This is a genomic window from Nonomuraea sp. PA05 (genome assembly GCF_008086045.1).
In the GTDB taxonomy this organism is placed as follows: Bacteria; Actinomycetota; Actinomycetes; order Streptosporangiales; family Streptosporangiaceae; genus Nonomuraea; species Nonomuraea monospora.
Map to the genome: position 1 here is coordinate 61,874 of NZ_VSEY01000021.1, position 11,479 is coordinate 73,352.

Consider the following 11,479-nt stretch of genomic DNA (forward strand, 5'->3'; position numbering starts at 1 on the left):
GCTCGCTCATCGCCGGTCGGCCGTCTCGCGCGACATGTCGTAGACCACGTTCATGGTGGTCATGGACCCGCCCGACCGGTACGGGTGGAGCTTGGTGCGGTGCTCCAGGTGCCGCTCGCTCTTCTCGAACTCCCTGAAGCGCGGCTCATCCACCCAATCGCTGATGATGTAGTAGATCCCGGGCTCCTCGGCGCTCTTGGACAGCCACTGGCCGCGGTTGGCGGGGTGCTGGGTGACCGCGCCGCCGACCTGATACCAGGTGCGCTCGAACTCCTCGTCCATGCCGGGTTTGATCTGCATGCGCAACATGACCCGGAAGGTGCCTGCCGTCATGTCAGATGCCTCCGTCCACGTGGATGGTCTCGCCGCTGACGAAGCTCGCCAGGTCACTGGCCAGGAAGAGCACGACGTTCGCGATCTCCTGGGAGACGCCGAGCCGGCCGAGCGCGATCAGGTTGCGGTAGCGCTCCCGGACCGGAGCCGGAATGTCGATCTCCGTCTCCACCGGGCCGGGCGCGACCACGTTCACCCTGATCCCACGGGAGCCGAGCTCCTTGGCCAGGGAGCGCGTCAGCCCGATGAGCCCGGCCTTGGCGGCGGTGTAGTGGGCGCGCAGCGGCACTCCGACCGTGGCCACGCGCGAGCCGACGTTGATGATCGACGCGCCCTCGCCGAGCAGCGGCAGAGTCCCGCCGACGACGAACGCGGCGCCCGTCAGGTTGGTGTCGATCACCCGCTGCCATTCCTCCGCCGTCAGCTCGGCGAACGGGATGTGGCTGATCGAGCCCGCGTTGTTGACGACGATGTCCAGCGTGCCGAAGCGGGTGCGGCACTCCTCGGCGAGCCTGGTGACGTCCCCTGGCACGCCGACGTCCGCCTTGATCACGTGATGGTTGTCACCGAGCTCCTTCAGCTCCCTGGCGAGTTGCTCGGCCGCCTCGCCCTCCTGCCGGTAACAGGTGACGACGTCGGCGCCGGCACGGGCGAGGGTGAGAACGATCGCCCGGCCGATGCCCCGGGTGCCTCCCGTGACGAGCGCCTTCTTCCCGGCGAGTCGCAGTTCCATGGATGTCCCTTCGCGTTCAGATGAGGGTGGTCGCAGCCGCGGCGTTGACCGCGAAGGCCAGCAAGGCCAGTGCCGTGCGGATGAGGTTCCAGCTCCGCCAGCGCAGCCGCGGGTCCCGGCGCTCCCAGTCGTCGGGGCGGACGTCGGGATCGAGCGAGGTCACGTACCGGTTGATCGGCACGTTCTTGACGACCGAGATCGTCATCACGACGAGCAGCAGCCCGGCCGCGACCGCGAACAGCGCGCGGGAGGCGGCAGTCGGCGCCACGAAGATCAGTACGACGTCCAGCACGCAGGTCAACGCGTTGACGATCGGCATGAAGGGGTCGTAGCGCGACCACAGGAAGCGGGTCGCGGAAACGTACTTGTCGTACGGCTGCACCAGCATCCAGGGCACGACCCCGATCACGGTGGAGAGCATGATGCCGGCCGCGAGGCCGTTGCCGACCAGCGCGAGCGGCACCAGCACCTGCATCGCCACGTCACGCCGGGGCCGAGGCCGCGCGGGCGGCGCTCTCGACCTGTTCCTTGATGCGGCGCATCTGCACGAGCGTGTTGCGGTTGATGCGATCGGTCATGCCCGGATCGTCGACGGGGGCCTCGGGCTTCATGTGGAAGTCCTGGATCCAGCGCATCCGCACGCCCTCGCGGGTGTCCGTGTACTCCCACCGGATCTTCATGTACTCGAACGGGCCCGTCTCGACGCGCTCGGCGCGGACGGTGCCGGACCGCCGGTCGGCAACGCGCTCGGAGACCCAGCTCCAGACCTTGCCGTTCTCGTCGGGGTGCATCGTCAGCCGGAAGCGCACCAGGTCGCCTTCGCGGTGCAGGATGTCGGCGGCGGCGTACTCGCTGAACAGGCTCGGCCACGACTCCACGTCGTTGGTCATGTCCCAGACGAGGTCGAAGGGCGCCGCGATGAAGATCTCGTTATCGGTGTGACCTGCCATGACCTCACTCCTAAGCGGCCGGGAGCCGGTGGTTGACGAAATCGAGCGTCTCGCGGGGCGTCTGGAGCTTGTCCATGACGTCGTCCGGCATCTCGACGCCGTAGTCGCGCTCCACCCGGGCCCCGATCTCCATGACCGCGAGCGAGTCCAGACCGAGCTCCTTGAACGGCACGTCGAGCACGTCGCCGTCCAGGCCGGCCGCGTCCTCCGCGCCGCACTCGCGCATGATCCGCTTCAGCTCGTCCAGTCGCAGCTCTGTCTTGTCCACGCGTTCCTCCTTGGTGCGATTGAGTGGCCTCAGCCGTGCATGGCACGGACCACGACGGCGGCGTTGAACCCGCCGTGGCCGCGCGCCACGACCAGCGCCGTCCTGACCGCGCCGGTCCGCGGCTCGTCGAGAACGAGGTCGAGATCACAACCCGGCGCGAGCCGGGTGACGTTCGTGGTCGGGGGGATGACGGAGTGGTGCACCGACAGCAGCGCCGTGGCCAGGTCGAGCGCCGCGCCGCCGGCGTACAGGCGGCCGGTCATGGTCTTGGGCGCCGTCACCGGCACGCCGCGCGGCCCGAAGACCTCCGCCAGCGTCCGGGCCTCCAGCAGGTCCTGCTCGGGCACGCCCTTCGCGTCGGCGAAGACGACGTCCACCTGTCCCGGCTCGACGCCGGCGTCGGCGAGCGCTCCCTCGACGGCCCTGCGCAGCCCCGGCGGCCGGTCCGAGCCGGGAGGCGGGTCGAACGTGGCCGCGTAGCCGGCGATCTCGCCGTAGATCCGCTCGGCCCCCCGCGCCCGCGCGCTGCTCTCCGTCTCCATGACGAGCATCGCGCCGCCTTCTCCCGGGACGTAACCGCAGGCGGCGACGTCGAAGGGAAGGTAGGCACGGCCGGGGTCGGCGGACCTGCTCAACATGCCCGTGGGGAGCTGGGTCACCAGTCCGTACGGGCTCAGCGAGGCGTCGGTGCCGCCGGTGAGCACCATGCCGGTTCCCTGACGCAGCACCCGCCGCGCCTGCGCGACGGTGTCGAGCCCGCCCGCCTGCTCGGTGGCGATGACGCCGCAGGGCCCGCGCATGCCGTGCCGGATGGAGATCTGGCCGGTCGAGGCGGCGTAGAACCACGCGATGGACTGGTACGCGCCCACGTGCCGGGGCCCGTTGCTCCACAACGCCTGGATCTCCCGCTGCCCGAACTCGTTGCCTCCCGACGAGTTGGCCGTCATCACGGCCATCTCGTACTCCGGCTGCTCCGCCGGGTCGATCCCGGCGTCCGCGAGCGCCAGCTCGGACGCCACCAGCGCCAGGTGGGTCATGAGATCGGTCTGTACGGTGATCTTCGTGGGCAGGTGTTCCTCGGCGACGAAGCCGTCCACCTCCCCGGCGAGGGTCACCGGGTACTGCTCGGGGTCGAACCGGGTGATGCGCCCGATGCCGCTCTTCCCGGCCAGGGTGGCGGACCAGAAGGCGTCCGTTCCCAGCCCGTTGGGGGCGGTGACCCCCATGCCGGTGACGACGTAGGTCATGCGGTCACCTCCCCGGGTGCGTGAGCACCATCGCGGTCTGGAACCCGCCGAATCCGCTTCCCACGGTGAGCACCCCGCGCAGCTCCCGTTCCCTGGCGGTCACCGGCACGTAGTCCAGGTCGCACTCAGGGTCGGGGTTGTGCAGGTTCGCCGTGGGCGGCACCACCTGGTGCTCGATCGCCAGCGCGCAGGCGGCGACCTCGATCGAACCGATGGCTCCCAGCGAGTGGCCGACCATCGACTTGATCGAACTCACCGGCACCTCGTAGGCCCGCGGCCCGAGGCTGCGCTTGAACGCGGCGGTCTCGTGCCGGTCGTTCTGCTTGGTCCCTGAGCCGTGGGCGTTGACGTAGTCGATGTCGGAGGGGTCGAGGCGGGCCATGTCCATGGCGGCCCTGATGGCCTCGGCCATCTCCCGGCCGTCGGGCTTGAGACCGGTCATGTGGTAGGCGTTGCCGCGAGAGGCGAAACCGACCACCTCGCAGTAGATGTGCGCCCCCCGCCTGATCGCCCTGTCGCGCTCCTCCAGCACCATCACGGCCGCGCCCTCGCCGAGGACGAAGCCGTTGCGAGTGGCGTCGAAGGGCCGCGCGGCGTGCTCGGGGTCGTCGTTCCTGGGCGTGGTCGCCCTGATCGCGTCGAAGCAGGCCACGGTGATCGGGGAGATGGGGGCGTCGGTGGCGCCGACCACGGCCACGTCCGCGGCGTTCTCCTGGATGAGGTGGAAGCCGTGCCCGACCGCGTCCAGCCCGGACGTGCAGCCGGTCGAGGTCAGCGAGACCGGGCCCTCCGCGCCGCACGCCCAGGCCACCTCGACGGCCAGCGTGCTGGGCACGAGGTAGTCGTACAGGTGCGGAACCGCGTAGGAGTGATCCACGTGCCAGTCGCGCCCGCCGTCGCTGGCCACGACGTATTCCTGTTCCAAGCTGATCGTGTTGCCGACCGCGCTGCCGATGCTGACCGCCACCCGCTCGGGCGGCACGGACTCCTGGCCGATCTCGCTGTCCTGCCACGCCTCCCTGGCGGAGATCACCGCGAGCTGCGCGGCCCGGTCCATGCGCCGCGTCTCCTGGGCCGACAGCCCTTCCGCCCGCGGGTCGAAGTCGCACTCGGCGGCGATCCGGGAGCGGAACCCTGTCGGGTCGAAGAGGGAGATCGTCCTGGTCGCCGTGCGGCCGGCGGTGAGCAGCTCCCAGAACGCCTTGCTTCCGATGCCGCCAGGAGTGGCCGTCCCGATGCCCGTGATGACGACTCGGCGTTCACCCGTCACGACGCCACCTCGGCGGCATCGCCCGGATACGGCTCGGTGTCGACGTGACCCAGCTCCGGCCGCGGCGCCAGCGGGCACATGTGGAAGATCGCGAACGCCTCGTCCTCGCCGCGGTTCATCACCCGGTGCCGGGCGTTCTTGGGGATCACGATGCCTTCGCCCGCGGCCAGCTCCAGCTCCTGCTCACCGTTGATCCGCACCACCACGGCGCCACGCGAGACGAAGAAGAACTCCTCCGAGTAAGGGTGATAGTGCTCGGAGACGTACTCGCCCGGCCGCAGGGTCAGCATGCCCATGAACCCTGAGCTGGTCTCCGTGGTCCTCGGGCTGAGCAGCACCCGGATCTCCCCGCCGCGGCGGTTGTTCACCGCCGTTTCGGCCAGGCTGACCTTCTTCAGCAGCACGGTCTCAGACACGCCGGTCACCTTGTCCTCTCTCCCACTCGTAGAAGGGGGTGGCCATCGCGTCACGCGGGCCACGCCAGCTCGGGTCGTAGGGCAGCACGTAGGGCGCCAGCCGGTCGCTGACATCGCGGAAAAGGGGGTGTTGCCGCACGTCGTCCACGCGTGACGGCACGTCGGTCTCCGCCTCGGCCAGATGGAAGTACAGGTCGTGGAAGCGGAAGAGCGTGCGGCGGGTGACCCCGACCAGGTCCGGCAGCTCCGTGGCGTCGGATTCGGCGAAAATGCTCGCCACCTTGTCGATGTGGCCAGGGTCCATCCTGGCGACGATCAATGTGCGGCGCATGTGCGTCTCCTTTCAGCCCAGCGTCACGTCGGGTTTCAGCTCAGCGTCACGCCGGCGCGAAGCGCTCCGGCGAGGTGCTCCAGTTCGGAGACCACGGCCGACGGGGTCGGATGGGCGGCCATCTCCGCGCTCAGCCGCCGTGCCGCCCTGCCGTACTCGGGCGAGCCCAGCAGACGCTCCACGGCGTCGCGTACGCGCGCCTCGGCGAACCCCTCGGCGGGGTCCAGGCTCAGCCCGGCGCCGGTGGCCGCGAGCCGGCGAGCGTGCCCGATGTGGTCGGGCAGTTGCGGCATCGCGAGCTGGGGCAGCCCGTTGACCAGGCCCGTGAGCATCGAGCCCGCGCCGCCGTGATGCACCAGCACGTCCACGCCGGGAAGCAGCAGGCGGAGCGGGGCCGAGACCGTCACGCGCACGTCCTCCGGCAGCGGCCCCAGCGTGTCCCGCTGCTGTGGGGTGACCGCCAGGACGATCTCCGCGTCCAGAGCGGTCAGGGAACGTGCCACCTGGCCGGCGAGGAAGAACTCCTGGCCCAGCCTGGTCATCGTCGTTCCCCAGGTCACGCAGACGACGGGGCGGTCACCGCGGGCCGGCGGAACGGCCGCGTGATGGTCGTGGACGCCGTGGTAGGGCAGGTAGCGCATCCGCCGGCGCGTTCCCGGCAGGCCGTCCTGCAGAGTGGCCGGGCAGGGGTCGATGGTCAGCGTGCCCAGCGGATCGACCGGACCCACGCCGAGCCGCTCGCCGAGGGGCTGCAGCGCCCGTACGATCGCGTCCCTGGCGGGCGACAGCAGATCCGCGCCGTACAGCTGGCGGACCGCGGGCACGCCCACCGCCGCGGCGGCCAGCGGGCCGGCCCACGCGGTCGGGTCGTACACGATCAGGTCCGCCCCCCAGTCGCGGGCGAACGCCGTCAGGTCGTCCGCCATGCAGACCGCCAGGTCGACGAACATGCCGAGGGCCCGGGGCATCCGCTCCGCCAGCCCCGGAGCCGACAGGGGCGCCCCGTAGCCGTTCCCCTGCCCCTTGGCCAGGCCGTTCGCGCTTGCCTGGGCCTTGGACACGCCGTCCGGGCGTCCCGGTCCCTTGACGAAACCGCGGATGACATCCGTCACGTCCGTCTCACGCCCGATGCGCACCGGTGTCAGCCCGGCGCGCAGGACCACGCTCTCCAGGCCGGGTGGGGTGGCGATCCGCACCTCGTGCCCCGCCGCCGCACAGGCCCACGCCAGCGGGACCATGGGGTAGACGTGCGAGGGCCATGCCCAGCTCGTGAACAGCACACGCATGGACCGGCGCCTTCCTGTCGTGTCGAGATCAGGTCATGTGCACCCTGACAGCTCCCCCTCGAAGGCCGGACGATGGCGCAGCCGGGCCGCGGCGAGGTGATCGAGCGCGATTCGAGCATTCTGCGAGCGAGGCTCCTTACCGTGACTGCACGCCTAACTTGTTCGTCCCGCCAACCGTCAGGGAGTGGTCAATGGATCTCGGTCTCGCGGGTAAAGTCGTCTTGATCACAGGTGGCAGCGGGTCGATCGGCGCTCATCTCGCCCGCGCGTTCGCGGCCGAGGGCGCCAGCGTGGCGATCACCTACCACCGCAACGAGGACGGCGCCCGGCAGGTGGCCGACGACGTGCGCCGGCTGGGCGGCCGGGCGATCACCGTCCGGTACGACCTGACCGACCGGGCGTGCATCCGGGCCGCCTTCGACACGGTGGCCGCCGAGTGGGGCGGCGTGGACGTGCTGGTCGTGAACGCCTCGGCGATCCCGGGCACCAAGGTGGAGCCTGTCGCCTTCGAGGACGTGCCGGTGGAGGAGTGGCAGCCGTCCCTGCGGGCCGACGTCGAGGGCTCGTTCCACACCGTTCAGGCGGCGCTGCCCTGGATGAAGAAGCAGGGCTGGGGCCGGATCGTGTTCGTCTCCGCCAACATCGTGCAGCGCGGCGCCACCGGGGACGAGGCGTTCGTCGCGAGCAAGATGGCCCTGCACGGGCTGAGCCGGACTCTGGCCACCGAGCTGGCGCCCGAGGGGATCCTCGTCAACGTCGTGGCTCCCGGCCCGACCGTGACCAGAGGGTTCCTGGCGCGGGTCCCCGAGGAGTTTCAGCGGCAACTGGACGGCAAATCGCCCGAGGAGGTCAAGAGGATCCTCAACAAGGGCAAGTCAGCCGGGCACATCTCCTCGCCCGGCGACGTCGCGGGGCTCGTGCTGTACTTCGCCTCAGCCGTGAACGGCAACGTCACGGGAAGTGTGGTGCACGTCGCCGGCGGCAAGTGACCTCCGCGGAGAGGAAGGGGGCCGATCCAGGGGGACGAGTCCACCTGGATCGGCCTCGCACTGGATTCAGAACCGCACCGCCGTCGTCTGGGACGCGATGGTCTCGGTCTGGTTGCCGCTGGTGTCGTACACGGTGCCGGTGCCCGACGACGTGAAGCTGGTCGCCGTGACGGTGCCGGTGTGCAGGATGTCGAGCGTGCCGACCCAGCTTCCGTCGGGCATGAACATGTGGTGCCTGAACTTGAACTCGAAGCGTGACGAGCTGAGCGCCCGCCACTTACCGAGGCCGAGGTCCCGGACCCGGGTGTTGGTGCAGAGCATCAGCCCCGTGTTGGTGAACGCGAAGAGGCCCTTCTCCGGCGGGTTGGGGCCGGGGAAGGCGATGTCCACGTGCCAGTTGCCGATGATGGGATGGCTGAACGTCCCGGCATCGTCGGCGTTCGCCGCGTCGGCGCCGATCAGCGCCGCCACGCCCGCGGCAGGGGCCAGTAACGCGCTCCTGGTCAGGAGCCTTCGGCGGTCGATGGTCTCTTTCACTGACCCTCCTACTTGAATTCACCCCGTGACCCCCGGCCAGTTCCGGACGTCGACTCGCGGGAGTGCGCAGGGAGGCTAGAGCCGCCTGCTCTGCAATCACTGGAGTCTCGCTGGCTTTCCGCCGACACCCGGCGGGCCGGCCCAGGATCGTGGACGCCGAACCCGGTCAGCACCAGCCCTTCCGCCAGCCATCTGGTGACGGCGGCGCACGCCTGCCACCAGCCGGCTCGATCCGGCATCTGCCACCTCCCCGCAGTTCGGGCAATTGATGGGGCCAGTGTGACAACGGTCTCTCCAGGCTCGATCGAGCCTCACTGGCCGTCGGCACGCGGCCCGCACGGCGTACTGCCGGGTGGCGAGGACCGTTCGACCCGGTGGAGAGCAGATCTCCAGCGGCGCCTGACAACATCGCGGCGGCGCCGTCTCCCCGAGGCGCCGACGGAGACACCTTCGGCCACCCCGATGGAGGGAACATGACGAACGAGCCCTCGCCCATGGCACTCGCCAACCCGCCGTTCAGCGACGAACGTCCCGACCAGGAGCAGGTCCTGTTGATGCTGGCCGGCAAGTGGGTCTCCGGCGTGCTGCACGTGGCAGCCCGCCTGGGCATCGCCGACCTGCTGGCGGAGGGGCCGCGCACGGCCGACGACCTGGCCGCGGCGACCGGGGCGCACGGCCGTACGCTCTACCGGTTCCTGCGCGCCGCCGCCGCGGTGGGAGTGTTCGCCGAGCGGCCCGATGGCCGCTTCGAGCTCACGCCCAGGGCCGAATACCTGCGCAGCGACGTGCCAGGGAGCCTGCGCAACCTGGCCTACTTCTACGGCGAGACGACCGTGTGGAACTGCTGGGGGCACGTGATGGACACGGTCCGCACCGGTGAGGCCGTGGGGCCGAAGCTGCGGGGCGGCAAGACCTGGTTCCAGTACCTGGAGCAGGACGCCCCCGAGTTCGCCGAGGTGTTCCACCGGTCCATGACGGCGCTCAACGACGCCCGCGCGCCGCGCATCGCCGACTCCTTCGACTTCGGCCGCTTCCCCGTCGTGGCCGACATCGGCGGCGGGCAGGGACAGTTGCTCTCGGCCATCCTGCGGCGTCATCCGTCGGTGCGCGGCATCCTGTACGACATCCCCACCGCCATCAAGGGCGCCCGCGAGCTGCTGGAGCGCGAGGGCGTGAGCGAGCGGACGCACTGCGAGGAAGGCAGCTTCTTCGAGAGCGTGCCGAGCGGCGCTGACGCGTACGTGCTCAAGGCGATCATGCACGACTGGAGCGACGCCGAGTGCGAGGGCATCCTCCGCCGCGTGCACCAGGCCATGAACGGCAGGCCGGGAGCCCGACTGCTGATCATCGACGGCGTGCTCCCCGAGCTGAACGAGTGGCACTACAGCAAGCTCATGGACATCGCGATGCTGGTCAACGACAAGGGCGCCGAGCGGACCGCGACGGAGTGGCAGCGGCTGCTGGAGGCGTCCGGGTTCGAGCTGGTGACCATCCACCCGACGGCGCCGCCTCACGGCATCGTCGAGGGCAGGCCCGTCTGACCATGGCGATCAGACTCGGAGTCAACCTCAACTACCGCAGTGCGGTGCCGGTGGCGCAGGAGGCCGAACGCCTCGGCTTCGACCTCGCGCTGGCGCCCGAAGGCTACCGCTCCGACGCCGCCACTGTGCTCGGCACGGTGGCGCTGCGCACGCGGCGCATCGACCTCGCCTCGGGCGTGTTCCAGATTCCGGCGCGCACCCCCGCGCTGACCGCTCTGACGGCCGCGACCCTGGACTCGCTGTCGGGCGGGCGGTTCCGCCTCGGGCTCGGCGTCTCCAACCCGGACATCTCGGAGGGCTGGTACGGCACCCCGTTCCACCGGCCGCTCACGCGTACCAGGGAATACGTGGAGATCGTGCGCCGCGCCCTGAGCCGTGAGCAGGTGGCCTACGACGGAGAGCACTTCCAGCTCCCGCCCGGGGACAGCTCCGCCCCACCGTTCAGACTGCTCACCGAGCCGGTCCGGCCGCGGATGCCGATCTACCTGGCCGCCGTCGGCCCCCGGAACCTCCAGCTGGCGGGCGAGATCGCCGATGGCTGGCTGGGCGTCTTCTGCACGCCGGAGTCGGTGGCCAGGGCCGTCGGCCACGTGCGGGCCGGCCGCGCCCGCGCCGGGCGTGACCTCGACGGCTTCGAGGTGCTTCCCGGCCTGCCGGTGTCGGTGCACGACGACCCCGACCGTGCCGTGGACGCGGTGCGCGGGTACTTCGCGCACTTCCTCGGCATGGGCGAGTTCAGCCGCAACTTCTACGCCGGGCTGGCCGGGCGGATGGGGTTCGGCCAGGAGGCGGCCGCGGTCAACGAGCGGTACGCCGCGGGTGATCTCAAGGGCGCGCAGGCCGCCGTGCCCACCGGGTTCGTCGACCAGGTCTCCCTGCTCGGCCCGGTCACCCGCATCGCCGACCGGATGCGCGACTACCTCAAGAACGGGGCGACGACGCTGGTCGTGTCGCCGTTCGCCGCGACCGCCGACGGGCAGCTCGAAACCCTCCAGGCGGTCGCGTCGGCCGCCGAGAGCGTCGAACCCTGACCGGTCCGAGTAATCAGGAACGCGACGTCAGGAACAACGAGTAGGCCGCCAGCGACCCGGCGTCCCGGACCGAACCCTTGCGGATCATCTGCTCGAACTCGGCCCGGGACACCCAGGTCTGGCGCATGTCCTGCTCGGTGTGCTCCCGGGCGCTCTCACCGTGCCGCAGCCCCGTCGCCAGGTACACGCGGGAGTGCTCGGTGCTGATGGCGTGCGCCAGGTCGAGCGTGCCCAGCAGCCTCAGCTCGCTCGCCCGGAGCCCGGTCTCCTGCTCCAGCTCCATGGCGGCCGCCTCCTCCGGCGTGGCCGCGGGCGCGAACCCCTGCGGGAAGCTCCACGAACGCCGCCGCATCGGGTAGCGGTACTCCTCCACCAGGTGGAAGCCGTCGTCCTCCCACGGGATCACCAGCACGGCGTCGGGCCGCTCCAGGTAACCGTAGAGGCCGTGCGACCCGTCCAGCCGCTCGACCGTGTCCTCGCGCAGGGTCAGCCAGTCGTTGGAGTAGACGACCCGCGAGGAGATCTGCCGGATCGAGGGACGGCTCAT

15 protein-coding genes are annotated in these 11,479 nt (G+C 70.5%); 3 read left to right on the forward strand and 12 right to left on the reverse strand.

Translation table 11 applies throughout. The features are described from left to right. Window positions 1-6: 6 nt before the first annotated feature. Genes FXF51_RS30635 through FXF51_RS30680 form a run of 10 tightly spaced genes read right to left on the reverse strand, consistent with a single transcriptional unit; the run spans window position 7 to window position 6,834 of the window. Window positions 7-333: an antibiotic biosynthesis monooxygenase family protein gene (locus tag FXF51_RS30635; protein ID WP_148438165.1), complete on the reverse strand. Its 327-nt coding sequence runs from the start codon at window positions 331-333 to the stop codon at window positions 7-9. Between the two features lies 1 nt (window position 334). Next, window positions 335-1,066 carry an SDR family NAD(P)-dependent oxidoreductase gene (locus FXF51_RS30640; protein WP_148438166.1) on the reverse strand — a complete coding sequence of 244 codons (732 nt, stop codon included), beginning with the start codon at window positions 1,064-1,066 and terminating at the stop codon, window positions 335-337. Window positions 1,067-1,082: 16 nt separating this feature from the next. Further along, window positions 1,083-1,541, reverse strand: coding sequence for a DUF1772 domain-containing protein (locus FXF51_RS30645; protein WP_148438302.1), 459 nt, complete (start codon window positions 1,539-1,541; stop codon window positions 1,083-1,085). A 7-nt stretch (window positions 1,542-1,548) separates the two neighbouring features. Beyond that, window positions 1,549-2,016 (reverse strand): SRPBCC family protein, encoded by a 468-nt coding sequence (locus FXF51_RS30650; protein ID WP_148438167.1) that lies wholly within the window; start codon window positions 2,014-2,016, stop codon window positions 1,549-1,551. A 10-nt stretch (window positions 2,017-2,026) separates the two neighbouring features. After that, window positions 2,027-2,284 carry an acyl carrier protein gene (locus FXF51_RS30655; RefSeq protein WP_148438168.1) on the reverse strand — a complete coding sequence of 86 codons (258 nt, stop codon included), beginning with the start codon at window positions 2,282-2,284 and terminating at the stop codon, window positions 2,027-2,029. A gap of 29 nt (window positions 2,285-2,313) precedes the next feature. After that, window positions 2,314-3,531, reverse strand: coding sequence for a ketosynthase chain-length factor (locus tag FXF51_RS30660; protein WP_148438169.1), 1,218 nt, complete (start codon window positions 3,529-3,531; stop codon window positions 2,314-2,316). Between the two features lie 4 nt (window positions 3,532-3,535). Continuing rightward, window positions 3,536-4,801 (reverse strand): beta-ketoacyl-[acyl-carrier-protein] synthase family protein, encoded by a 1,266-nt coding sequence (locus FXF51_RS30665; RefSeq protein WP_148438170.1) that lies wholly within the window; start codon window positions 4,799-4,801, stop codon window positions 3,536-3,538. Then, the gene (locus FXF51_RS30670; protein WP_187414670.1) at window positions 4,798-5,217 is read right to left on the reverse strand and encodes a cupin domain-containing protein; all 420 of its coding nucleotides are present in this window, start codon (window positions 5,215-5,217) and stop codon (window positions 4,798-4,800) included. The genes FXF51_RS30665 and FXF51_RS30670 overlap by 4 nt, the downstream gene beginning before the upstream one ends. Next, entirely contained in the window at window positions 5,210-5,548 is a 339-nt protein-coding gene (locus FXF51_RS30675) for a TcmI family type II polyketide cyclase (protein ID WP_148438172.1), read from the reverse strand. Before FXF51_RS30675 ends, FXF51_RS30670 begins: the two co-directional genes overlap by 8 nt. Before the next feature lie 35 nt (window positions 5,549-5,583). After that, window positions 5,584-6,834: a nucleotide disphospho-sugar-binding domain-containing protein gene (locus tag FXF51_RS30680; RefSeq protein WP_148438173.1), complete on the reverse strand. Its 1,251-nt coding sequence runs from the start codon at window positions 6,832-6,834 to the stop codon at window positions 5,584-5,586. 191 nt (window positions 6,835-7,025) lie between these two features. Here FXF51_RS30680 and FXF51_RS30685 point away from each other — a divergent pair, with 191 nt between their 5' ends. Next, on the forward strand, window positions 7,026-7,823 hold the full coding sequence (locus FXF51_RS30685; protein WP_187414654.1) for an SDR family NAD(P)-dependent oxidoreductase: 798 nt from the start codon (window positions 7,026-7,028) through the stop codon (window positions 7,821-7,823). Between the two features lie 66 nt (window positions 7,824-7,889). Here the strand turns inward: FXF51_RS30685 and FXF51_RS30690 are convergent, their stop codons facing one another. Continuing rightward, on the reverse strand, window positions 7,890-8,360 hold the full coding sequence (locus FXF51_RS30690) for a hypothetical protein (RefSeq protein ID WP_148438175.1): 471 nt from the start codon (window positions 8,358-8,360) through the stop codon (window positions 7,890-7,892). A 473-nt stretch (window positions 8,361-8,833) separates the two neighbouring features. Here FXF51_RS30690 and FXF51_RS30695 point away from each other — a divergent pair, with 473 nt between their 5' ends. Continuing rightward, window positions 8,834-9,901 carry a methyltransferase gene (locus FXF51_RS30695; RefSeq protein ID WP_148438176.1) on the forward strand — a complete coding sequence of 356 codons (1,068 nt, stop codon included), beginning with the start codon at window positions 8,834-8,836 and terminating at the stop codon, window positions 9,899-9,901. 2 nt (window positions 9,902-9,903) lie between these two features. Next, the gene (locus FXF51_RS30700; RefSeq protein ID WP_222871538.1) at window positions 9,904-10,932 is read left to right on the forward strand and encodes an LLM class flavin-dependent oxidoreductase; all 1,029 of its coding nucleotides are present in this window, start codon (window positions 9,904-9,906) and stop codon (window positions 10,930-10,932) included. Between the two features lie 13 nt (window positions 10,933-10,945). On the opposite strand, the gene FXF51_RS30705 is transcribed toward FXF51_RS30700, so the two are convergent. Further along, the gene (locus tag FXF51_RS30705; protein ID WP_187414655.1) at window positions 10,946-11,479 is read right to left on the reverse strand and encodes an NUDIX domain-containing protein; all 534 of its coding nucleotides are present in this window, start codon (window positions 11,477-11,479) and stop codon (window positions 10,946-10,948) included.